At 58.3% G+C, this 23,894-nt stretch carries 16 protein-coding genes and 4 pseudogenes; 13 read left to right on the top strand and 7 right to left on the bottom strand.

Annotated features, from left to right (window positions below; genetic code table 11):
* The first annotated feature begins 14 nt into the window (after nt 1-14).
* The 3 genes from N2602_RS33995 to N2602_RS33985 are packed head-to-tail and all read left to right on the top strand — an operon-like array spanning nt 15 to nt 3,493.
* On the top strand, nt 15-923 hold the full coding sequence (locus N2602_RS33995; RefSeq protein WP_244941550.1) for an ABC transporter permease: 909 nt from the start codon (nt 15-17) through the stop codon (nt 921-923).
* On the top strand, nt 920-1,783 hold the full coding sequence (locus N2602_RS33990) for an ABC transporter permease (protein ID WP_128266704.1): 864 nt from the start codon (nt 920-922) through the stop codon (nt 1,781-1,783). Before N2602_RS33995 ends, N2602_RS33990 begins: the two co-directional genes overlap by 4 nt.
* Before the next feature lie 3 nt (nt 1,784-1,786).
* Nucleotides 1,787-3,493: a dipeptide ABC transporter ATP-binding protein gene (locus tag N2602_RS33985; protein ID WP_409241867.1), complete on the top strand. Its 1,707-nt coding sequence runs from the start codon at nt 1,787-1,789 to the stop codon at nt 3,491-3,493.
* Between the two features lie 27 nt (nt 3,494-3,520).
* Here N2602_RS33985 and N2602_RS33980 read toward each other — a convergent pair.
* Nucleotides 3,521-3,805 (bottom strand): annotated as a pseudogene (locus N2602_RS33980) (hypothetical protein); the annotation flags it as partial.
* 1,189 nt (nt 3,806-4,994) lie between these two features.
* Between N2602_RS33980 and N2602_RS33970 the strand changes: the two are divergent.
* The 4 genes from N2602_RS33970 (at nt 4,995) to N2602_RS33955 (ending at nt 10,606) form a co-directional block, all read left to right on the top strand.
* The gene (locus N2602_RS33970) at nt 4,995-5,288 is read left to right on the top strand and encodes a hypothetical protein (protein WP_128266707.1); all 294 of its coding nucleotides are present in this window, start codon (nt 4,995-4,997) and stop codon (nt 5,286-5,288) included.
* A 170-nt stretch (nt 5,289-5,458) separates the two neighbouring features.
* Nucleotides 5,459-6,886, top strand: a complete 1,428-nt coding sequence (locus N2602_RS33965; RefSeq protein ID WP_128266708.1) for an MATE family efflux transporter — start codon at nt 5,459-5,461, stop codon at nt 6,884-6,886.
* A gap of 1,110 nt (nt 6,887-7,996) precedes the next feature.
* On the top strand, nt 7,997-9,493 hold the full coding sequence (locus N2602_RS33960; RefSeq protein ID WP_244941548.1) for a pentapeptide repeat-containing protein: 1,497 nt from the start codon (nt 7,997-7,999) through the stop codon (nt 9,491-9,493).
* 201 nt (nt 9,494-9,694) lie between these two features.
* A complete protein-coding gene (locus tag N2602_RS33955; protein WP_128266709.1) occupies nt 9,695-10,606 on the top strand; it encodes a pantoate--beta-alanine ligase in 912 nt (303 codons plus the stop codon).
* A gap of 239 nt (nt 10,607-10,845) precedes the next feature.
* On the opposite strand, the pseudogene N2602_RS33950 reads toward N2602_RS33955, so the two are convergent.
* Nucleotides 10,846-11,100: pseudogene (locus N2602_RS33950) on the bottom strand (IS3 family transposase); the annotation flags it as partial.
* Nucleotides 11,101-11,343: 243 nt separating this feature from the next.
* Between N2602_RS33950 and N2602_RS33945 the strand changes: the two are divergent.
* Entirely contained in the window at nt 11,344-11,853 is a 510-nt protein-coding gene (locus N2602_RS33945) for a hypothetical protein (RefSeq protein WP_128266710.1), read from the top strand.
* 1,117 nt (nt 11,854-12,970) lie between these two features.
* A complete protein-coding gene (locus N2602_RS33940; RefSeq protein WP_128266711.1) occupies nt 12,971-13,861 on the top strand; it encodes a TauD/TfdA family dioxygenase in 891 nt (296 codons plus the stop codon).
* Here N2602_RS33940 and N2602_RS33935 read toward each other — a convergent pair.
* The 3 genes and pseudogenes from N2602_RS33935 to N2602_RS33925 all read right to left on the bottom strand — a co-directional run bounded on the left by N2602_RS33935 (nt 13,858) and on the right by N2602_RS33925 (nt 14,372).
* Nucleotides 13,858-14,094: a hypothetical protein gene (locus N2602_RS33935; protein WP_260383838.1), complete on the bottom strand. Its 237-nt coding sequence runs from the start codon at nt 14,092-14,094 to the stop codon at nt 13,858-13,860. The two genes, N2602_RS33940 and N2602_RS33935, sit on opposite strands and share 4 nt — an antisense overlap.
* A gap of 18 nt (nt 14,095-14,112) precedes the next feature.
* Nucleotides 14,113-14,160, bottom strand: a pseudogene (locus tag N2602_RS33930) (hypothetical protein); the annotation flags it as partial.
* Entirely contained in the window at nt 14,157-14,372 is a 216-nt protein-coding gene (locus N2602_RS33925) for a hypothetical protein (RefSeq protein WP_260383837.1), read from the bottom strand. The pseudogene N2602_RS33930 and the gene N2602_RS33925, both read right to left, overlap by 4 nt.
* A 243-nt stretch (nt 14,373-14,615) precedes the next feature.
* On the opposite strand from N2602_RS33925, the pseudogene N2602_RS33920 reads away from it, so the two are divergent.
* Nucleotides 14,616-15,583 (top strand): annotated as a pseudogene (locus N2602_RS33920) (IS630 family transposase).
* Nucleotides 15,584-16,561: 978 nt separating this feature from the next.
* Here N2602_RS33920 and N2602_RS33915 read toward each other — a convergent pair.
* Together N2602_RS33915 and N2602_RS33910 are read right to left on the bottom strand one after the other, a co-directional pair.
* Nucleotides 16,562-19,015, bottom strand: a complete 2,454-nt coding sequence (locus N2602_RS33915) for an NEL-type E3 ubiquitin ligase domain-containing protein (protein WP_260380821.1) — start codon at nt 19,013-19,015, stop codon at nt 16,562-16,564.
* 191 nt (nt 19,016-19,206) lie between these two features.
* Entirely contained in the window at nt 19,207-19,650 is a 444-nt protein-coding gene (locus N2602_RS33910) for a hypothetical protein (protein ID WP_260380820.1), read from the bottom strand.
* A gap of 1,402 nt (nt 19,651-21,052) precedes the next feature.
* Here N2602_RS33910 and N2602_RS33905 point away from each other — a divergent pair.
* Genes N2602_RS33905 through N2602_RS33895 form a run of 3 tightly spaced genes read left to right on the top strand, consistent with a single transcriptional unit; the run spans nt 21,053 to nt 23,849 of the window.
* On the top strand, nt 21,053-21,769 hold the full coding sequence (locus N2602_RS33905; protein WP_128266593.1) for a response regulator transcription factor: 717 nt from the start codon (nt 21,053-21,055) through the stop codon (nt 21,767-21,769).
* Nucleotides 21,766-23,208, top strand: a complete 1,443-nt coding sequence (locus N2602_RS33900; RefSeq protein ID WP_409241940.1) for a type II and III secretion system protein family protein — start codon at nt 21,766-21,768, stop codon at nt 23,206-23,208. Before N2602_RS33905 ends, N2602_RS33900 begins: the two co-directional genes overlap by 4 nt.
* Complete coding sequence (locus N2602_RS33895) at nt 23,205-23,849, top strand: CpaD family pilus assembly lipoprotein (RefSeq protein ID WP_311738724.1); 645 nt, start codon at nt 23,205-23,207, stop codon at nt 23,847-23,849. Before N2602_RS33900 ends, N2602_RS33895 begins: the two co-directional genes overlap by 4 nt.
* The last annotated feature ends 45 nt before the right edge of the window (nt 23,850-23,894 follow it).

The following is a 23,894-nucleotide window of genomic DNA, read 5'->3' as shown; positions in this document are numbered from 1 at the left end:
TTGCAGGCAGGTTCGTGTCCGCTGCGACTGTGGTGTGGCTTGCTGCGACTTTCACCTTCCTTGTTCAGTGTCTGATGCCCGGCGACCGCGCCCAAATCATCATCAACATGGCAAGCGGCAACGTTGGAGAGGCCCCTCCAGCAGAGCTAGCGGCGGTCAACGCAAAGTACGGCTTTGATCAGCCGCTCGTTCTGCAATACGCCAAATACCTATGGGGCATCCTGCATGGGGATCTTGGCTTGTCATACCAGCAGCATCGGCCGGTCATTGACATCATCGCAGAACAGATTGGGCCAACCATCATTCTGGCGGTTGCGGCGCTCATTGCGGCATGGGTCATCGCGGTTCTGATGACCGTCCTCGTCGCTGGCAGAGACAACATCTGGTCGACCTTGCTCAGCGGAGTACAGGTGTTCTTGGCGACTGTGCCGCCCTACTGGCTGGCTACAATCCTCCTCGTTGTGTTTGCGGTGCAGCTTCGCATTTTCCCGGTCATCGGGGGAAATTCCCCGATCGGGCTCGTTCTTCCAACGATTGCGTTGGCTTTGGAATTGTCGGGGTTTTTGGGGCAAGTCGTTCGTAGCGAATTCACGCGTGTCCTCGAGCAGCCATTTGTCATCTCGGCGCGTGCGCGAGGCATGGGTGAGCTCGGCGTCAGATTTCGCCATGTCCTGCGTCATGCGGCGTTGCCCGGCATCACTTTATCCGGTTGGGCGATCGGAAAGCTTCTTTCTGGTGCGATTCTGATTGAGGCGGTATTTGCGCGTCAAGGCCTCGGTGGAGTCCTTGTCGCTGCGACGTCGTCTCGAGACGTTCCAGTCGTCTCGGGGGCTATTCTGATCTCCGCCGGCCTGTTCGCCGTCACCAGTATGCTCGTCGATCTCACCTATCGAATCGTCGATCCCAGGATCAAGATGACATGAGCAACGTAGGTGACTGGAGCGCGTCTTCGCAGCTCATAGAGGCGTCGGCTATCCTCCGTCGTATTCCTCTTCGGGTTCACGTCGCTCTGATCGTTATCGGTGTCTTTATCGTCGCGGCAATCGCGCCGAGTCTGCTGCAGACGCACGATCCGCTCGCGATCGATTTGACGGCACCATTGCAAGCTCCCTCGTGCGCGCACTGGTTCGGAACGGACCAATCCGGCCGGGATCTCTACTCCCGAATTGTCGAGGGAGCAGGCCAGTCGCTCACCATCGGACTTGGCGCAACCGCGCTGAGCATCGGCGTTGCGCTCGTCTTCGGCGTTATTGCCGGCCTTGTGGGTGGCGCGCTCGACAATGTTCTCAGCCGGCTTTTGGACGTGCTGTTCGCACTTCCCACGCTGTTCCTCGCGCTTCTGTTCGTGAGCTTATTCGGTCCATCGGTGCTGACCCTCGTTATAGCGGTCGGAGTTGGCACAGCTCCGGGCTATGCTCGGATGATCAGAGGACAGGTTCTGTCGGTAAAAGGGGCGCCTTATGTGGAGGCTGCCAAGGCCTTCGGCCATCCTTATCCTCGTATCCTATGGCGGCATATCATTCCGAACGCGTTGAGCCCGCTGACTGCGATGATGACGCTTGGCGTTGGCCAAGCCATGGTTTGGGCGGCGGGTGTTGCGTTTCTCGGCCTCGGCGTCGCTCCCCCGGCGCCTGAATGGGGCGCGCTGCTAAATGCTGGGCGTAACTATGTGATCTTCGCATGGTGGCTTGAGATCATGCCGGGCGTTGCCGTGGTGTCGTTTGCTCTCAGCCTGACTGTCGTCGGACGCTATTTGCAGGATCGCCTGGAAGGAAAGACCTGAGTAATGCTCCACGTTCTTAATCGGCAAGTTCCCCCGCAGGCGAACCTCCTGACTGTCGATTCGCTCTGTGTCTCATTCGGGCGGGATATTCCAGAGGGAACAGCCGTGCGCGGCGTCTCATTCTCTCTCCAGACTGGGCGTTGCTTGGCCATCGTCGGCGGGTCCGGATCCGGCAAGAGCGTAACATCGCGCGCCATTGTCGGTCTTGCCGGCCACCGGGCACATGTCCATGCGCGTCAGCTAACCTTCGCCGGCACCGATCTCACAGCTCTCGATGATCGCAGCTGGCGACGCGTCCGCGGCAAGGAGATCGGCTTCGTTCTGCAGGATGCACTCGTTGCGCTCGACCCGCTACGCCCGGTGGGCAAGGAGATTGGCGAAGCATTGCGTCTCCACGGGGCGGTTGCATCAAGTGAGGAGCTCGAGCGGCGCGTCGTCGCACTCCTCGAGCTCGTCGGCGTCCCTGAAGCAGAGGTCAAAGCGCGGCAACTGCCGCATCAACTATCCGGTGGCCAGCGCCAACGCGCGCTCATCGCCGCCGCCCTGGCGCTCGATCCACGCATCCTGATCGCCGACGAGCCGACCACGGCTCTCGACGTCACCGTGCAAGCGCAGGTGCTGGGACTTTTGGAAGAGACCAAGGTGCGGGGCAAGGCGCTTCTCATGATCAGCCATGATCTGGCCGTCGTCTCCCGGATAGCCGACGAGGTGTTGGTCATGCATGAAGGCAAGGTCGTCGAGCGCGGATCGGCAGACCAGGTCTTCCAAGACCCCCAGCACGCCTATACGCGCCAGCTTCTGGATGCGGTGCCCTCTGCGCGCCCGCGCGACTCTCGCCGCTCATTTCTGCCCGCTGCCCGGCCGAAATCGCAGTCCCGCACTTGGGAGCAATTGCCATCGACATCCCCATCTGTCGTGCTCAGCGCGGCAAAGCTTGTGAAGCGATTCAAAGGACCTGATGGCGTGCTGCGCACGGCCGTTGATGGTGTCTCCTTCGAGCTGCGATCCGGCGAGACTTTGGGCGTCGTCGGGGAGTCCGGATCTGGCAAGTCAACGATGGCACGAATGGCGCTGGCGCTTGACCTGCCAGATCAAGGGGCTGTTCTGTTTCAAGGTCGGGCTTGGACCACGCTTGCCGAACGCGACCGCAGGGCGCGGCGCCGGGCCATGTCGGTCATTTACCAGGATCCTCTCAGCTCCTTTGATCCGCGCTGGTCTGTGGGACACATCATATCCGATTGCCTCGCAAGTGACGTGGAGAGCAGAGGCGAGCGCTATGAGCGCGTGGTCCAGCTCCTTGAGCTGGTCGGACTATCCTCAGCCCTATTGGATCGCCGGCCGCTCGAACTCTCCGGCGGTCAACGCCAGCGCGTTGCAATCGCCCGTGCGATCGCTCCAAGGCCCACTGTGATCGTCTGTGATGAGCCGGTCTCGGCTCTCGATGCCTTGATTCAGGCGCAAGTGCTGGACCTGCTGACCGATCTCAAGGCGCATCTCAACATGAGCTACATCTTCATTTCGCATGATCTCGGTGTGGTGCGCCAGCTCAGCGACCGGGTCATGGTCATGCGCCAAGGGCGCGTCGTCGAGACCGGTACCAGGGACGAGATTTTCCTCAATCCGCGTACCGATTATACCCAACGCTTGCTCGCCGCAGTCCCGCGCCTTGAACGCGGTGAGGCGGGTAATCGTTCATTCAGTCGCGTCTAAGAAGAGGCCCGCATAGATGGGCCCGTTTCAATGCTCTGTCATGAACGACGTTTTCGAGGACGGGCCAACACGTTTGGCGATCGAAGGCTCGAATGCGCGTCCTTTAGGCAGCACGAACCATACGGGCAAGCTTGTGGCGAGTGCGATCCCCAGCACGTTGTGGTGCAATACGCCTTGGCGGCCTCGATCCAGGATTTGAGCCCGTAACGTTCCTGTGATCCTGACCTGGACAGCCGATGTCGTCTGCACGAATAGAACGCGCCGGTAGCAATTGCCGCGCTTCGAGTACTTGCCGAGGATCGCGCGGTCTCCGTCGAGACCTGTTGGACACCAGTCCGAGCCTTCAGCAAGCGAGGCATCGTTTGGTGCTATCTCTTGAGAGAAATTTGGTGTTGCGCATCAAGCCCCCGGCCCCTCCGATCAAGGTGGAGAGCTGGCTGCGGGGCCAGCTCCTCACAAGCTTCCAGCCGCGAAAAGTGTAAATCGTCGAATTTTGGGGCAACTGGGTGCGGAGCTGGGCGGCGATATCCCATCTGGAGCAGGTCAAGAGAAATATAAAGGCAGCGGGACTTGAGGTCATCGGAGCCGCAGCTTTATGAACGAGCTCCAACGCGGGATGAGGTCCGAATTCAGTTGGACGAACGCTTGACAAAAAAAGCCGAATCTGAATTGTCGGATCGCATGCGACAGGTGAAATGGACAAGCTTGGATGTTTGCCAGTTCTTGCGAAATTTCCACCTCCTTCCTCGTCGATCAAGACGGCCAGATCACCTTAATCGATCATCCGATGCAACTCGATGACGTTTTGCTGATAGTTCTCAACGGCACCTGACGGCACAAACGATGAAGCGAAATCCGCGATGCGGAGTGGATCGCCGAAGGTCAACGCAGAAGAGCAAAAGTACAAGCACGAATTGACCGAGCGGTCTTCGCCCGAACATGCGCCGGCGATCAAGGCCGGGGGTTGAGCAACGGCGCTTTAGACCGTCGACGAGGCGGTGGCGGTGCTGCCGGACGACATCAACGTCTGCCTGCTTAATGCGGGTCTGTGCTTCATATGCACGACATGCGGAGACATCGGAGTCGGAGTGACACAGCGCAGGAACTTGGACCGAATGCGGAGCGCAAACGCGTGAGAGGTCGTCACGCAACAGCTCGACGATCATAATGTTCTCGGCCATCGTCGATCGCGATGCACGCGCGAGGGGCAGTGCTGATTGTTGCCATTCGCGTCGAGAGTTCGGTTTAGCTCATTGGCGCGTTGGTGGGTGGGAGGTTGTCACATCGGCATCCGCCTGTTGAGATTTCTGCGCGGATAAATTGCCGCATAATTACGCGCTATGGGCTCGTCTCTGATACCGACTGTGTGATTTGCGACTATGCTGTCGGGCCCAGGACACGTCCGCTTGAGCAAATAGCCTTACAAATCAAGCTCTCGCAGTTGGCACGAGCCTTGAAAAGGAGCTGTCATTCAGCATTGCATGCTCGAGGAATTGCAGCGATGGCTCATAAGATGAAGGCCTCTCAGTTCACCTATGCGTCGCGTGCGATTACGAGTCCCAGAAAGCCATTGTCTGTCTCGATGCAAGCTCGCGCCGCGTTTCGCCACCGTGATCGAGCAACTGCTATCGCAGTCCGCGCCGGCACCGATGGCGCGATGCCGATGACCGACCATTCGGCGTGCCAGCCACCTGCTGCGTCTTCTTTGCGCTTAACACGCGCCAAAAAAGGCGATGCGATGGCGGAGGCACTGATCAAGGTGCTCATCAGCGGGCGAGCAGTCGCCAGACCCTAAGCCTAACGGCAGGTCTAAGCCGACGCGCGCCTCCTCTGTGAGACGCAGCTGCCCAGGCGGGCCGCCACGTTTCCGCATCGGTAGGCCATCACGAATTCAGGGCGGGAAAAAGTATCCCTCTCGGCGGAACAAGACGTCCTTTGCGGACGAGGCAGATCGAGCAGCAATCCATGAACAAGATAGTCGAAAGAAGACCAGTATCAGCTTTGCGGTTCGGAATGACGGGACGAGCGGCTGGCCAACACCTCACTGTCGAACTCAGGGAAACTGTAAAGCTCGCGTGGCCGATGGTGTTGACCCAGCTTGCGCAGGTCGCGATGATGACGACAGATCTTGCCTTTATCGGGCACATCGGGCCTGAGGCACTCGCCGCGGCTGCCCTGGCCGTCACGCTCTATCTCGTCAGCTTCACCTTTGGCGCGGGCCTGCTCGCGCCGATCGCGCCTTTGGCGGCGCAGGCCTATGGGGCCGGGAATTTTGCTATGGTACAGCGCGCACTGCGCACGGGGCTGTGGGCGGCGCTGATGCTTTCGTTCCCGATCATCGCATTTGCGTTTGGCGGAGAGCAAATATTGCTTGCTCTCGGTCAGGCGCCAGACGCGGCGCGGCTCGCCCAGCAATATCTGTTCGGACTGGTCTTGGGCGTGGTGCCAGCGCTAGGGCTTCAGGCCATCCGCAATTTCATGAGTGCGGTTAAGCGGCCGGAGCCGATTTTGTGGATCTCACTGGCGGCGATCCCCCTCAATGCCCTGCTCGTGTACCTGCTGGTCGATGGGAAGCTCGGGCTGCCGCGGCTTGAGCTGTTCGGGGCGGCGCTTGCGAGCACGTTGGTGAACTGTGCGATGTTCCTGGCCGGTTTGTGGTTTGCCATGATGCGTCGTCCTTTCCGTGACTACCACATGCTTGCAGATCTCTGGCAACCCGATTGGCCCTTCTTGCGACAGCTAATCGTGATCGGAACTCCGATTTCAATCGCCTCCCTGATGCAGTACGGAGTTTTGTCGGCTGCCGCGCTCCTGGCCGGTCTAATTAGCACCAGTGCACTCGCTGCTCATCAGGTCGCGCTTCAGATCACCGTCATTACATCCATGATCGCTTTCGGCATCAGCATGGCGGCGGCCGTGCGGGTTGGCCATGCGCTCGGCTGCAACGACGGTCCCGGCATCCAGCGGGCAGGCCTGGTCGCGATACTGCTCGGTACCTTCATTGCTGCGCTGCTGACGGTTGCGGTGATCGTCGCGCGTTTTGAGATCGCCGAGCTATTTCTTGAGAAATCCGCCGGAGGTGCTGACGCAACGATCGGACTAGCTGCAGAGCTCCTTATCGTCGCAGCCAGTCTCTTTATTACTGATGCCGCGCAGAGCATTGCGGCGGGCGGTCTGCGCGGACTGAAGGACACCCGGGTGCCGCTTCTGTTCGTCGGCATTGCCTATTGGTTGATCGGTTTCTCACTTGGATACGTGCTGGGTTTGAAGGTCGGGCTTGGTGCAATCGGTGTCTGGGTTGGCTTGTCAATCGGGACAACCATCTACGCGACGCTCCTCGTCCTGCGGTTCCATCTGCTGGCGAGCAGGCGTGCTCTCAGAACCGTCACTTGATCGCGTGAATCACGGTTATTGGCGAGTGATAATCTTAGGAATGCGGGGCTGCTTACTAAGAGTTCGCTCCGCCTTCATACCGAGGCAAGCCGTTTGATTCGGAAGAAGATGCTACAACGCGTAGTCACAAGGAGTTGCGGCCCATTCTAAGGCACATCGAACGCCGGCCCAGCTTGCCTCCCCCTCTGGACAACCACACCACCGAAGCCTCCAAGGTCAGGACCTGGCTCGGCCGATGTTCGCGCGGGCCATTCACTTCACACCGTCCATGCTTCCTGCCTCAATTAGGTCGAAAGCTTCTTCACGCTCATCAACTAAGGCGCCGATCCGGTACGGCCGACGTCTATGAAAGCGACAGGTGATCCGCTCTTGCAATTTCACGCGCCTTCAGGTGGACCGCTAGTCCCAGCTCCATCCTTCAGAACTTCGCTACGAAAACTGAGGAAACGGAAAGCGATTGGCGATTTATGGCTCAATGGCCCGACATCTGGAGAATGCGCGTACGTGCATTGAAGTAAACTAAAGCTGGATCGCCATAGAGAGCGACATCGCCTTCGTGCCCCTTCGGGTCAAGCCATAGCGAACAAGCGGGACGTGCCGTCTCAAGCGTTGCGAACCATTGTCCCGTTTGTGACAGAGACGCGAGTCCTCTCAGTTACGAAATTCTGGCGGCGTCTGCCACGTTCGTGCCTGAACACGCATTCAACGTCAAATCAGGATAGATGAGGGCTGGCACAGACATTGCTATTGAAGTGCCTCGTAAAGGCTGACCGCTAGAATAACGACTGCATGAAACTTTGGAGGTAACCCGAGTTGCGGCTCCTTCGGTCTACTGCCAACACACTGATAAACATCCGTAGGGAGGTCGTGGGGAGATCACGTCCGTCTGCCACAAGTTGCTTAGGCTTATCGCGCGTGTCGGCTCTTGATGGCACAGTTCCAAAAGGGCCGGTCAGGCAGTTTACATCCTGGTGTGAGTGATGATGCTGGGCACAGAAGGGAGTTCCAAGACCGCTATGAAGCGCAAACGTCGGCTACCTGAAACAGGCAAGGCTATGCAGAATATCGTAACGGAGGCTGAGAAAGTGCGCTCATCATCGAGAATGGAAGATGTCGACAGTGACGCAGGCCATCGATACCAATAGCCAGTTCAGCGTGCATGAGGAGCTGGGAATCCGTCCACCGACGGTAAGCCAATCTTCGGCAGATGGTGACTTTGTCCGCTATTGGAGCCGAAACAGTGATCGCGTATCCGCGTTCGCCGCCGTGGGAAAGCGAACCGAGGAAACGATCAAGAAAACTGGCATCGGCCTGCAGCTATCCTCCGAGAACTTTAACGGTCACGATCTATCCGGCTTTCCGTTGCGGCGATGCGTTCTCAATCGTGCGCAGCTGCACGGAGCGAAGCTGGATGGAGCCGATCTGTCCGAGGCCAACCTTATCTGCCCAGGATTAGAGCGAGCAAGCTTCCGCGGAGCCAAGCTCGATTTTGCGTATATGCATGCCATCGCCGCTCAGGTCTGCAATTTCGATGATGCAAGTTTGCGTAATCTCGTCGATGCAACAGGTAGCCTGTTCCATGGATGCAGCATGAGGAGAACGCGTTTCGACAATGCAGTCCTAAGTGGCGTTCTCTTCTATCAGTGTGACGCAAGCCAGGCTGTCTTTGATGGCGCCGAACTGCAAGGGTCGGCGATCAATGAATGCTACCTGCCTCGCTCGTCCTTCCATTTTGCCAAGTTAAACCAGGTCACAATGACCAAGGCGCATCTCACCGGAAGCTCGCTTCTGCAGTCGAGGGGGGAGTGTCTATCGATCCTGCGCCCCACGTCGGTTGACGGTCTTGTTCTAGAGAACGCTCATCTTCCCTATTTCAGGCTTGCAAAGGCAAGCGGTCTCATCCTGGCCAAGGCACTGAGCGCCCCCTTCTCGGATTTCAGCCTCTCAAATCTTGCGAAGGCGGAGTTCGAAGAGGCGGACCTATCTGAGGCGCGACTTCTGTCTGTAAATCTAGTCAGAGCCAACCTCGTCGGCGCGGTGTTGAACGGAGTATCTATTCGCTCTTGCCAGCTCGATGGGGCTGATCTATCTCGCGCATCAGGAGAGACCATTTCAATCACCGAAAGCACGATGCGCGACGCTCGACTGGGCGGCTTTCGTGCGCGCTGTGCGTTCATACGCGACTGCGATATCGATGACGCTGATTTTTCACAGGCGTATCTGTATCGATCAATGATTACCGGTGATCCTCCGCAATCTATGGCCTTGAATCGCGCCAATTTCGAAGGAGCCAATCTTGTTCAGTCATATATTGCGGCAGGAATGACCGGCAGCAACCTGGAAGCCGCCCGTACTGCATATGTTCGAATGAATCAGTCGTCTCTCCGCAAGGCAAACTTGAGTGGAGTTACGCCGTTCCAGGCAAGCTTCGTAAAGACCGACTTTTCGGATGCAGAGATAACGACTTTTGAACCGCCGTTCTTTGCCGACAGATGTCCTGGGCTCCAAGCCGCTTTGGAGGGCGTCGAAGATCGGAAATACAAGCCTTCAGAGTATCTGGCTGACTTCTCATCGCTAATGAGTCGCGGTCGAGAGGGATCAAGCTGATTTAAGCCAAAATGCGCATGGCGATCGAGGCCAGATGTCATCGCGGAAGAAAAAGGAGGAGCACGATGCATGGGCGCTGTGGCGGGACTCCAGGCGCTCTTGAGCGGTCGCGCGTGGCCAGTGTGAGGCCAGCTCTCACCACGCGTCCTGTCTGACCGAGCAGCCCAGCTGCTGTGCAATCAACAACACGGAGCAGGATACATGCATCTAGCGTCTCTTTCAGCTGGCAAGGCGTTCATTACTGACATGGCAAGACGAGGTCGAACGATCGGCACAGTACACACGTTAGGTGCGTTGCATCAGGGGCACGCGGAGTTGATCAGGAGGGCCGCAGTCGAGAACGACGTGGCCATTGTCACAGTCTATCCGAACAAGATTCAGCTCAGCCCAGGTCCTGAATACGAGTTCAATCTGCAGGATGACATTGCGCTTGCGCTAGGAGCGGGCGCTTCTGCCGTCATTTCCACGACGGACGCGGAGATGTTCCCGCCAGGATATCGAACGTTTGTGTCTCAAGGGGATTATCCGCTGCGTGCGAACGGGCCTCATGGACTCCTCATGGAAGGTATCACCGGATGCATCCGCTGGATCTGTTTCGCTCGCCCATCTCGCAGTTATTTTGGCTTGAAAGATATTGGACAGGCCCTTCTCGTGAAGCGAGCGGTGGCAGACCTGCTTCTTGATTGCGAGATACGATTTGTGCCGACCGTGCGATACAAGAACGGAGTGCCTATTTCATCACGTTTGCGACACTTCAATCGTTCCGAGCTGGACGAGCTTTCGTCTCTCTTCTTGGCGCTGGACTACCTGAGAAAAGAGGCAGCGCGGGGAGTGTCGTGCGCCCAAGACCTGATAGCGTCGGCAAGACGGCTGATCAAATTCCGACGGTTCGAATTGGAATCCCTTCGCATTGTTGGCGCTGACAGCTTTGAAGATCAGAAGCTGATCGAGCTTCCCTTTATAATCAGTGGAGTCGCCCTTGGTCGTGGCCTCAGAGTGCCTGACAATATCTTTGTACCGGATCAGGATACACTCTTGCATGGTCCTGCAGATATATGGATCGAGTTGCCTGAAAGGTGGGAGTCTGGCGGCCATGCGCAAGCGCGGGCTTGAAGAGACCAGCGGCAGTTTGTGCATTGATCGCTTAACGGCAGGCGGCTCGAATTTCATCTTTGACCTGCTACTTGTCTCTAGCCAAGTTGCTCTCGGTCCAGCCGAGCTCTTCGACTTTGCGCGACACCTCGGACTTAATTGCCAATTGGTCCTCGAAACGGTAGATCGACCTCTCCCGGGGGTGGGCTTCCATGCGGAATGACAGCAGGGTAAAGGAGGCATGATCCGGCGTGCTGCCGCATGGCGCGCAGCAGATATTGATGGATCTTGCGGCCGGGCTCGGGTCTGATGGCGCGCGGACGGCGATAAAGCGCCTCTAACCCAATCCGCCGCATCAGCGTCTTCACCTGCCGGCGGCCGATCTTGCACCTCTCGTCGCCAGGCTCTCGGCATTCGCGCACCGGCTAGGGAAACTCCAAATGCAGCCAGTCGAGACTCCGCATGACCGCGAGGCCGGCTTGCGGCAGCGGTCGCGGAAGGGACCGGAGAACTCCAACCCGGCCTAAACCGCCGATACATTGTTTCTGAGCCGTCGTTGATCCCTATGATCGAATTGCTCGTTGTGCTCCCCAGCAGCGTTGAGCTTCATTCCAGCGAGTACGCCGGTGCTTACCTCGGCTCGGAAACATGCCGATCTGACTATGAGGAGCACCCATCCGAACACATTCGATGGGCTTGAACCGCTCGTAGCGTCAGGTTGTACAACGCTACGCTGGCATATCGGCGGAGTATAGGCAATGAAACAGCTCTCTCTGTGTATGGTACTATGTGTCGTTTGCGGGCTGCTTTGGCTGAATGAGATTGCGCGCGCGGACGCAACGCGGCGCTACGAGTGCACCATAGATGGCACCGATCGAGAGCCGTCAGGTGATCGGAATGGGCGCACCATTGTAAGCTTTCAATACACCTGCCGCGTTTCCGACGGTTTGTTGAAGGACGGGGGAATTACGGGACTGTCGGTCAGCGAGTGGGACAGTGAGAAAGGCAGGTACTTGGGTTCTATCGACGTTTACCGCGCGCTCGACGGAATTGCGGTTGGTCAACTCTTAGAGGCGACCGGTTCCTCTGTCACGGAGAACAACAGGGCTATTGGCATGGCAACTTCCGGTAAGATGGTGTTTAAGTTCGCATCCGGATCGTTGGCGGCTCTCTCAGGAAGGACCTTAAATTTCACGATCAAACCCGTCAGTTCTCGTCAATTCGAGATGGAATTCGCAGATTGGCCTGAAGCTGGCCCACCGAAATGACTCGCGTCGCGACAACGATCATCCCGTTTCCCAAGGTCGAGTCGAGCTAAGGAGGCGGGATGTTTCCATTCCTGGCTCCGCGCCCAAATAGGGTGGTGAAGCGGAGCTGGCACGTCGTGGCGCGCATTGGCAAACGTAAGAAGCATTTTGTGAGATACAATCGAGTCCGAAATAGAACGCCAATGGAAGCCGAGACGGATTAGCGCGCCTTGGTGTGCGTTGCGTGCACGGTCACTCCGCCGAGGCATTGTCGTCCGCGGCTGGCGGTGCGGGTCGTCTCGGCTTTTCCGAGAAGAGCCTGTCACCGCGCTCAACGTATCGGACATTTGTGCGAGCGCCAAGTCGCGACTTAATTCAATCCTCTAGATTGGCAACGATGATATCCAAGCTACTGAAACAAGTCCCAGTTCACGTTGAAGCGGTCCCCTGAAATGGAAATCCCGCAAAACGAGTGATATAGCCAGTTATTAAACCGCAGCGGGAATTGATATCGTGGATGGCATTGGGACCTGCGCGCCTGCTCCGTATGTGACAGGCGAATGAAACCGTTGCGCAATCTACCAAATTCAATGCGACGAAACAAATGTAGTATTACCGCGTAAATTGCATGTGCAAGTATGGGTAACTTGTGATAGAATATCGCTGAGTAATCGGCCTGATTGATGAGAGCGCGAGCTAATAAGCTCGAATGTACCTGTTGCGCAGTGTGGGGAGTGCGTTCCCAAAAATATCTTTAAGCTTAGCTCCTGGACAGAGCGAACATTTCTCATCGGCGAAAAGAATGCTGGTTTCGTTTCATGGACTGGACATCTGTTGACCGTATGATTGCGATGTAAGAGCGAGGTAATCGATCATGTTGCACGTCGACCCCGGCATCGCTGCCCGTCGACTCGTCCTCTGGTCAGGGCCGATGCAGGAGTCGGAGCTGTGCGACGGAGCAGGTCACACGATCGTCGTGGTCTGTAGCCCAAGATCCATCGCAGCCTTTTGTGGCGACTGCTGCACCACATTGCGAGCGAGTAGGGGTGCATCACCAGGCCGACTTGGGTGGCTTCTGTAGTCGGTCCCTCGACCGAGTGATCACGCAGCTTTGTTCGCGCATCACGATAGCGAGAGAATGAGCATGAGCAACATGACAGACAACATTATCCCGAGCGCGGATATCGTCAAATCTACGGTCCGGCTCGGTGCGGAGATCAAGAACATCAGACTATCAGATGAACTATCAGACGAGATGGTCCGTGCTATTAGCAAGTTACTCCTTGAGCACAAGGTCATCTTCTTCCGTGATCAGGGACATCTCGAGGATTCCGAACAGCATCGCTTTGCCCTCAGGCTCGGTTCGCTGCTAACGCCTATGGATATGACGCCGGATCATCGCAGCGATCATGCGGACCAGGTGCGCACGGACGTCAGTTTCAGTGACGAATGTCCGAAGATTTCGGTGCTGCGCGGCGTCGTGATCCCGGCTGATGACCGTGACACAGTTTGGTCAAGCGCTGCGGCCGCGTATCTTGATCTTCCAGAGCCGCTGCGGATGCTGGCCGACAATCTCTGGGCAGTGCACTGCAGTACCTATGACTGCACCTTGACCAGGCACTCCGCCGAGATGGATGCAAAGCAATTTGGGGCTGTCTTCACCGGAACCATCTGCGAGGACGCGCGTCCGGTTGTTCGCGTCCATCCCGAGACGGGCGAGCGCTTGCTCGTGCTTGGCGAGTCCGTGAGGAACTTCGTCGGCCTGGAAAGATATGCGAGCCAGAAGCTGTTTGAGCGCCTTCATTCTTACCTCGCCTCGCCCGAGAATAGCGTAAGATGGAGCTGGAAACCAGGCGACGTTGTAATCTGGGATAACCGCGCGACCCAGCGCTGCGCCATCGGAAAATCCCGTGACCGAGATGGAGGCGAGAGGCGTAGCGCTATCGATGGCGATGTACCGCTCAGTATCGCTGGTCCTCGCAGCGTGGCGCGCTCCAAGCCAAAGCTGCAGACTGCCAAGGCCGCCTAGTGTGGCCACTGATCTGGTTTATCGCCATAGAAGCGGCTGAGTAGTTTCAGGAGCGGAGATGCCAGGACCATTGTCGTGAAGTCGTTGGCGGCGAGCGTGAACTGCTTAGTTGACGTCGCCGGGACGAAGGTCGGCAGCTCGACCGTCGCCTCGAGGATTCGAAGGGCCTCGCGAACCTGGGGCGCCATCGTCAGCGCGCGCGTCGTGGGTTGCATGCCCGTGGCCGTACGCACGAACAGGTCATCCTCCAGTATCTCACGAAGCCGGGCAAGCGAATGACTGACGTCGGACTGGCTCAGCGCAACCTTGTGGCTGGGCGCAGCACGCTGCTTTCCTCCATCACGGCGTCGAAGACGTTGAGCAGGTTCAAGTCCAGTGTCTTGAAGGAAACGGGCACGACGAGGATCCTGTTGCCAGCCAGCCGCGTGCGCACACGACGTGACGGAATCCAATTCAAGCCAGCTTTCGACGAGCTGACGGGTCTCGCTAGTGATGCGGCGATGGAAGCCATCTAGTGTCCCGAGTCACAAGTTCGCAATCACAGATTCGCATTAGATTCGTGTCGCTGTGCCAAGGATGGAGGCAAACAGCGACGGAGTCTCCAATGGCGGTCCGGCAACTTGCCCCCCTGATACTGAGCGATGATGAGCGGGCCGAACTAGCGTCGCTGACGATGCGGCGGAAGACGGCTCAGGCGCTGGCTCTGAGAGCCCGGATCGTACTGACCTGTGCGGAGGGTGGTCAGAACACGGATGTGGCGGCCGAGCTGGGGCTGGACCGGCAGACCGTAGGCAAGTGGCGGCGTCGGTTTATGGAGCAGCGCGTGGCCGGGCTTCACGATGAGCCGCGTTCCGGGGCTCCGCGCACGGTTGACGATGCCCGGATCGAAGCCGTGATCGTGCGAACGCTGGAGAATTGCCCCGAGAACGCCACCCATTGGAGCTCCCGCGGCATGGCAAAGGCCAGCGGCCTGTCGGTGTCGACGGTGCAACGCATCTGGCGGGCCTTCGGGCTCCAGCCGCATCGGATGGAGACGTTCAAGCTCTCGACCGATCCGAACTTTGTGGCCAAGGTCCGCGACATTGTCGGCCTTTACGTCTCGCCGCCGCAGCACGCCATCGTTCTGTGCGTGGACGAAAGTCTCAAATACAAGCTTTGGACCGCAGCCAGCCGATGTTGCCGATGCGTCCCGGCCAGCCGGCCCGAAGGAGCCATGACAACAAAAGGCATGGCACCACCTCGCTGTTTGCGGCCCTCGACATTGCGACCGGACGGGTCATCGGCAAGTGTTACGGACGCCACCGTGCCGCCGAATTCCGCAAGTTCCTCGACGAGATCGAGGCTGCCGTGCCGCACGGGCTCGACGTCCATCTCGTCATGGACAACTACGCCACGCACAAGACCCCGCTGATCCGGCGATGGCTGGCTAAAAGGCCGCGATGGCATGTGCACCTGACCCCGACCAGTTCGTCATGGCTCAATCAGGTCGAGCGCTTCTTTGCGCTCCTCACCGATAAGAAGATCAGGCGCGGCGTCTATCGCAGCGTAGCCGCCCTCAGGGCCGATATCGCCTCGTTCATCGAGCGACACAACACCGATCCCAAGCCGTTCCGATGGACCAAATCCGCCGATGACATCCTTGCTTCCATCGAGCGCTTCTGTCGTTACAATGCCCCGGCAAAGCAAGATCCGATGTTGCGAACTTCTGGTTCAGGACACTAGGTCTTTCGAAGCTGCGGCGTCATGCCTAACTAAAGCCAAGCAAGTCAAAGGAAGGTTCGAACCGCCAGTTTATTTGGCAGCGCACGCCCGCAGCCGACGTTCGGCGATTTGGTGCGCCTTCGATGGCAAAGTGGCATATAGCTTCCCTGCTCGTCGGGTCTCGGGGCACGAAGTCTCAACGTCACGCTTTGCTCGTGCTCGGCGCGGGGCCTGAGCTCGGCGTTGATTGGTCGAACGGCTTGGTTCTGCATGCTATGGCAAACCTAGAGTGTCATACAAAATCGGCCCGATCATCGCCAACTGATCCATTCAATGCCGGCCTACCTGCTAGGCTAGATGATCTCACGCGGTGACGCGATGCCATTGCGGTTTGGGATCGGCATCGATGCGAACAAGTTCGCCGGGTTGGGTCTTGCGGCCGCCTGTTGGCGTCGCAGCGCGGTATCAACTGCGAGTAGCTTGCGATCGGCGCTGAGATTTTTGCCGTCGAGTGCGACGCTCGGCCGGACTGCCCATTTAAAACGAAAGCATTTGCCGACGTCGGTTAACTCGACGATGCCCGCCGAACTTCAGGTGAATGGATCACCTCAGTTCGACTTTCTGTCGAAGATCGGTCAGCTGCGTTAATCGACACCCTGAGGTGCTCATCAGGATGTAAAAGGCAAATTCGGCCCCTTGAGCCATGAGCCAGTCAATCGGTCCGCGTCTTTCGCCGATATGGATATCTTAGTTGCCAAGGGGAAATTTGCGCAGCAAAAGTATCGGTCGCTGCGAGAGCGATGAATTGCATTTGCGCTGCTGCCGCGCATGGGCCGTTGTAATCCCTCGAAAAATCGATCGCGCGCATGCACTTAGATTCTGCCGCCGAGCGTCTTTAACAAATGGTCCATTCGCGCCGGCATCGCGAAAGCCACCATGACCTGGCGAGGCTGAGTGGGAAGAGAGATTGAGGTCCCTCGCAATAGGATGGCGGCTGCTTCACAGCTCAACGCCGTCGCCCCCAAGCACTCGTTGCATCAGCGCGCCCTTAATTTCGCAGGCGATCTCGTCACGGATCATCGGTCCGAACTGCAACTCGGCATCGGTATTTCCGATCAGGTCGTGAGCGGCGAGCCGTTGCTCGAGGCGGCTCTGGAACTCCTCGCCCATCGCCGCGATCAGCCGGTCCCGCGTCTGTGCATGGGCTGCGGGGGCGATCCGGCCCACCACCGCCTCCCAGGGTTGCCAACGAGTCGCCAGAAAATCGCTGAACCCCGCCGCCTCCTCATTCCGCACCTGCGTCTCGGCCGCGATGAGGTCGTACTCAGTGACGTAGGAGACATCAAAGAATCGCATATCCGGAGCGATGAGCTGTAGGTCCAGCCGCTCGCGCAGCTTGACCTGATAGGCGAGATAGACCTCGATCTCGTCGACGAATTGAAGGGAGCCGACCTTCTGACGAGCGATACGCTCGAGTGCGCTCAGGCGGAACAGGACCCGCGCCTGGTGGACGAGCTCGCCGAGACGATTGTCATAGGCTCCCTCCTCGACATCAGCGTTCAGGCGGGCAGTCTGCATGCCGTTCCAAGTTAGGGTGATGCGATCTTGGCAGGTCTCGCTCGCCCCAAACGCCAACTGGAAATACTGCTGACGTATGTGCGGCCTGCTCGCTGCTTGCCGCAGATCCTCGGCTACCGCTTTTCGAAACTCGGGATTGCCATAGTTCACGGTGCTCCGCAGCCTGTCGAGAAAAAGCGCATATTCCGACGCACCCGCCTCGTCGGCGAAGTTTTGCCAGACCGCGATCACCTCCGGCTCGCCCTCCATCCAGTCCGCCACCACCTCGCTCAAGGGTCGCGCTGAACCGACAGTCGTTCCCTCACTCATCGAGAAGAAGACGCGCGGACCGCCATAACCCGGGGCATTCAGGGCTCCCGCCAGATTCGTCCGCACCCGCTCGGACAGCGGATTATCCTCTACATAAACCATGCACCCAAGACCCAGCTGAGTTAGCAGCGTCTCCGGCAGGCTGGTCAGCCGGTTACCTCGTACCTCGAGCACTTGGAGCTCGGCCGGAAGAGTCGCAGGCAAGCTCGTCAGCCTGTTGACGCCGACGTGGAGTCTCTGAAGCTCAGGCGGGAGGGTGTCGGGCAGGTTGTTCAGGTTGTTGTCGCGGGCGAAGAGCAACCGGAGCTCGGCAGGGAGTGCGTTGGGCAGGCTGGTCAGCCGGTTGCCGTCGGCTTCGAGCTCCTGGAGGTCGGGCGGCAGGGTCTCGGGTAAGCTAGTCAGCCGATTGCCGCCAACCGCAAGGGTCTGAAGTCCGGTCGGGAGTGCGTTGGGCAGGCTGGTCAGCAGGTTACCGCGGACATCGAGGTCCTGGAGCCCGGCCGGCAGTGTGTCCGGCAGGCTGGTCAGCCGGCAGCTGCCGATAGCGAGCGTCGAAATGCTTTCCGGAAGAGCCTCGGGCAGTCCAGTCAGCTGGTTGTTGCCGATTTCGAGTGACTGTAGGCCTGCCGGGAACGTTTCGGGCAGGCTGGTCAATCGGTTGTCGCTGGCGCCGAGCCATCGGAGGTCGGCCGGGAGCGCGTCGGGCAGATGCACCAACTCGTTGTTGCTGACGTCCAGCGACTGGAGTCCGGGCGGAAAGGCGGCAGGCAATGTTGTTAAGCCTAGGTATGTCAGCTCCAGCCGTGCATAGACGTAGCCGGCTTCTGCCCAGGCTCTTATTCGTCTTATGGCCTCGTGCCGGTCCTCGTTTTCCGTCTGCCCTGGCTCGCCAGCCCATGCGTCTAGGATCTGGTCAAGCCGCGCTTCGCTGAGGACGGGGTCTTCAAGGTCCGTCAGATTGCCGGCCGAGCTAGAGGTGGAGAAGCCTGTGCCGTGCAAGGCTCCGGTCAGCCGCGCCGGGGCCGGGGTGAGCCTGCGGCCTCCCCTTAAACTATTGCCATCGCCTGAGCGGGGCTGTCGGTCAGGGATCGATGCCCCGAGATCTTGCTCCCAAGGAATCGCTGGGGACGTTGGCCACTCCGACACCACGTCATCCCACGGATGCTCCTCCTGATCGACACCATGGGTGGGCCAATCGGCAGCTGCATCCATCACGTGCCGGTAATCTGTCAGGCCGAGACTGCCGGCCGGCAACTGCCCACGGTGATCCGTGGCCGCAAAAAACACATTCTGATTGCCCCCTTGTTCAGAGGCCGTATCCGAGGGCGACCGCGAGGCGCTCTGTCCGACGCGATCCTCGTGCTGCATACTCAACTGCACTGCATCTGTGCTCGACACAAGATCACCGATGCTATTTGAATTGGGAGATTGGCGCTCGCGGGAGTGAAACTCGTTCAGGTGCTGCTGAAAGCTCGCTTGGTCCGCCTGCTGCGTTTGCAGCGCGTCGTCATGCGTCCGATCGACGCCCGACACCTCGAAGGGGTTGAGGTCGTCGAGCGGATCCATCCCATTCTCCTGGCAGATCTGAGCAGTTGACGCGACATCTGGATATAAACACGTTCTCGCTAACAGGTTTAGCTTTCGAGAAGCTGACGAGGAATCAGCATGATCGTGGCCGCCAAAGATGGAGCAAGACTCATGATCAACGATCTGCGGACCGCGCACCGACTTTGTTGGGCCGTTCACAATCTTTGCTATCATTCGGCCTGCAATATTGCTCCTAAACCGGAGGACGGCGTCCAAGATGGGCTCTGACTTACTTTTGATGCAGTTTGTGGGATGTCGGTCACGTTGATTACCGTGATCAGCGCCAAGCGAGCACTCCACCGCTCTAGTCTGTGCGTGGGTTTGTCGTAGCGGGTGCTTACGACGAAGGCGATAAGGCCGTTGTCCTGGCAGGCCGTCCGGAAGTCTGTGCCCATCGCGCGGAACGGTTTCGCGACGTGTTCCATAGTCATTATCGAAGATGCGTGACCGATCTTCCACTCGCAGGGCGCATCGTCCAGCTCCTGGTAATCGCCGCCCGCCGCTTCCGCTGCGATGTCCTCCTGTGCGGGCGCCAGATCTTTACTGAGCGCTTCGCCGCAAGGGTACTGGCTCCATCGGCGCGACGCTTCGCGAGGCTGGACTCTATCGTTCATCACCTCGGCTCGGCGCTTGGCCATGCAAGTGAGAAACTATACTCTCCTGCGCGTGGTCCAGCGCCGTTACCGTCCCCATCTTGCCCGCTCAAGGTTATCGGCGTTGATGATTGGGCGTGGCGGCGCAATCACCGATAAGCCACCATGACCTGGAAAGACGTCGGATCGTGAGCCGTCGACAGCCCAATGCTGGCTCGCCGCTCATCCCATGATCGCTAACGTCACTTGCCATCGCAGCGGGGAATCGTACGCGGGACAGGTCGCAGATCATTGGCATTTGATGGAGAATGCCAGTCGGGCCTGCCTCGATGCCATCCGCAGATCGATGCGCGAGATCCGAGCACGATCGCGGCGACCACGATCGATCCCAAACTGCTCAACGTAGCCCGCGCCTTGCAGTATGAAGGATACCTTCGTCGCGAAGAGACCAATGCGACGATCTTGGTCCTGTCCAAAAGTGGAATGCCGATTAAGCAGGTCGTGGCCAGACTGGACATAGCAGGAATCTGGTTCGTCAGGTGATCCTCGGCGAACGCCACGATGTCTTCCGGACCCGACACAGTTCGCTCGACTAACCCCTGCCGGCTCGGCGACCAGAGGGCCGCCGGGTGCCGGAACGGCGCTGAACTTTGGCGGCCCCTAAGGCGCGCGGCTCCAGAGGCTCTCTTCGTGTCGTCGCAGAATGGCCAACACGCCGGCGGGGAGCGGAAAGGCCAACGCACAGAACCTTACCGTATCCCGTCGGCGAGAACGATCGCTCGTCTCATGACGATTGGACGCGATACGCTCTCGAAGGCAGGGACGGTCAAGCTCGTCGGGCGGCAAATGCACGGCGGCGTCAAAATCGATCTGCTGCGAGCTAGGCTAATCGGCGCAGCTTAGAGCGGAGCTGCACCAAAATTGCGTCAGCGCCAATCGGACGCCGATGAGAGGGCAAATCCGCAAGCCGATTGACAGCGGCCCCCAACCACAGCAGCAGAAGCGATGCTCGATGCTCTATGCTCGAGGTTCTGTTTTTCAGTGCGTCGCACCGAAGCATAAGAGTGTTGCTACATCCATTTGCGATCGCCAGTGTGAATGGAATAGCAATTGCAAGACGCGACGTTTTACACCGAAGCCAGGCCTCGTTCGGCAATCTTTGGCGCGCCTTACTCCATGCATCGCGCTACGATCTATTCGCGAGCTGGATACCTATCATAAATAAAATAGATTTTGCTGATCTTACCTGAAGCCTCATAAGTCATGGGCCGTTCATTAGAAGGAGCAATCAGGACTCGTGCGAATCTCTTTTCAGTCACCTCCTCACCAACTCGACCTGCTTGAGCACGCAGTGGGTTCACCGGAGTTCGTTGTCGATCGTCATTCGCTTGAGTTTTAGCGTAGTCTTTCGATAGGCGATGAAATGCGAATTCTCCTGGTAGATCGCGATGCGGCCTTTGTGCGAGCCGCCAAGGAAACGCTGTTGGTTTGCGGCTTCGCCGTCGATGTAATCCACACCCTTGACGAAGCGGAGACCGCGCTTGGTTGCACCAGCTATCACATTCTCCTGCTCGAATTGGTACTGCCGGATGGAAATGGCCTGGACTGGCTCAAACAGTTGAGGCGCGAAGGATGTTCGATGCCCGCCATGATGATGAGCAATCTCAACGATCTCGGCACCCGGATTGCGATATTCAATGGTGGTGCCGACGATTTCCTGCCTAAGCCGGTGTCTCTTGATGAGCTCATTGCTCGCATGCGCGCCATTTTGCGACGATCGACGCAAATGACGGCACCCGTCGTTACCTTCGGCAACTTACATTTCGATCCTATCGGCCGGCAAGTCTCAGTTGGCGGCCGGCCATTAAGAATTGCGCGCCGCGAAGTCTGCATTCTTGAACATTTACTCAGCCGGGCAGGCCGTACCGTGCCGCGAGCGTCGCTGGAGGAAGGTCTGTATGCGTTTGACGACGAAGTCTCGACCAATGCCTTAGAAGTGGGGATCTATCGATTGCGCACACATTTGAGCAACTCGGACGCGACGCTGCGGATCAAAACCGCACGCGGCGTCGGCTACGCGCTTGAGCTGAAGAACGATCCGCCGCCTTGCCGATCAAACTTGAAAACGACGCTGCCTTGAAGTTCGCCCTCGATCCTTGCGGTAGCCGACGGCCGAGCGCAGTCACGGCCGCGATTCTCTCCTGCCTTCTATATGCCGTCTGCACGCTCGTGCCGCTCTTCCCTTCCGCAGCTCAGACAAAGCGCGACCATAATCAGGGGGCGCCGCTCGCGACGGCCGGCAGCCTTAGCGGAACCTTGAATCTTTCCTCCTCTCAGGGGAAGACCGTTCATCTTCCGGCGGCGGCGGCCAGTATATTTGTTGCCGACCCGACGATAGCCGACTACCAGGCGCCATCGAGCACGACCATCTTCGTCTTTGGAAAAAAATCGGGACGGACTAGCCTGTTCGCATTGAACGACAAGGGAGAGGCGTTAGCCGAGTTTCGTGTTGTTGTTACCCAGCCTGTGGAGGATCTGCGTGCCGCGCTGAAGGCCGAGCTCGGGGACTATCCGATCCAAGTCACCTATACGCCACGCGGCGCTATTCTTAGCGGGACAGCGCCCAGTGCCGATGTCGTTGAGCGCGCCAAGAAGATCACCGAGCAGTTTCTCGGTGCGGGCGCGCTGGTCGTCAACAAGGTCCAGGTGGCCGGCTCATTACAGGTGAATTTGAGCGTGCGCGTGGCCGAGGTCTCGCGCAGCGCCATGAAGGAGTTTGGCATCAACCTCTCTGCATCGGGTCAAAACGGCGCGATCGCTTTTGGATTTAGCAGTGGCAAACCTGGAGGTTCTGCGGCGAGCCGGGGCGGCGGCACGGCAAGTATTGGAGCCGGCGTTGGCGGCACGAACATCAGTGCTGTTCTTGACGCGCTCGCCAACGAGCACCTCGCGTCAGTACTGGCGGAACCGAATCTTACTGCCATGTCTGGCGAATCAGCAAGTTTTCTGGCTGGCGGCGAGTTCCCAATTCCGGTCATGCAGGACAATCGTCAAGTCTCAGTTCAATTCCGTCAGTTCGGCATTAGCCTGGAGTTTGTTCCGACCGTTCTCAGCAACAACCAGATCAATATCCACGTCAAGCCTGAAGTCAGTGAGTTATCGAAAGAAGGTGAAGTCAATATCAACGGCATGTCTCTGCCCGGCCTATCCACGCGACGTGCCAGTACTGTCGTCGAGCTTGCCAGCGGTCAAAGCTTTGCAATCGGCGGGCTGATCAGGCGCAATTTCAACACCGACATCAGCACGTTTCCTGGGTTAGGCGATGTCCCGATCCTTGGCGCGCTGTTTCGGTCATCCTCATTTCAGAAGCAGGAGACGGAGCTTGTCATCGTCGTTACCCCGTACATTGTGCGGCCAGCATCGTATGCCGCCAAGATAAGTGCGCCGACTGACCGCCTCCGGCCGCCATCAGACGCGGGGCGCATTTTGACGAATACGTTGGCGAGTTCCCCACGAAGCCGCGACGCTCCCCGCACCGAACCACAAGCGACCGGGGGAACCGGGTTTATCATCGAATGAGGCCGCGAATGACCGTGCGAAACCTGGGCCACTTGATCGCTGTCGCGGCAACTGTCGGCGGATGCACACATAATGCTGCGATCTATTCTAGGCCGACTGAGCAAGCAATCCAAGTTGAGCAAAAGACTAGTATCTTGAGATTACAGAGCCTTCGTCGCTCTGAGAGGTCTGGTCTGCGAAATTTCATTGCGAATGCAAGCCGCGGTCGGCGGGATGCACTCCATCTGGACGTTAGTGGCTCACCCCGGCTCGTTGCGCAGGTGGCTCATGAGGCCCGGGCGGTGGGCGTTCCTGGCTATAATATCCGCCTGTCCGCTTCCCCCCTGGATGTGTCCAGCCATTTCGGCGTTCAAATCGAGGCGATCATTTACGAAGCACGTCCTCCGCTCTGTCTATCTCTTTCGATCATCGGCCCTTCAGTAGACGACAATTCTTTCAATCCAACGCTAGGCTGTTCGATCCGCAATAACCTCGCTGTCACGGTCAACGATCCAGGCGACTTACTAGAGAACAGAGCTGTCTTGCCAACCAGTGGTGACCGTGCGGTGCTTCCCCTTATCGCACGCGATAGTCTCGCCGCGGGCAACAAGGGCAACTTGGAAGGTGGCACTCACAATAGCGTTCCGTCAGGCCCCCAATGAGCAATCTTGAGCTCTGAGCGGCAAGAGCATTGGCGATACTGTGGC

Origin of the sequence: Bradyrhizobium sp. NC92, assembly GCF_025200865.1 — a bacterium.
In the GTDB taxonomy this organism is placed as follows: Bacteria; Pseudomonadota; Alphaproteobacteria; order Rhizobiales; family Xanthobacteraceae; genus Bradyrhizobium.
This window is presented reverse-complemented; position numbering and strand designations above follow the sequence as displayed.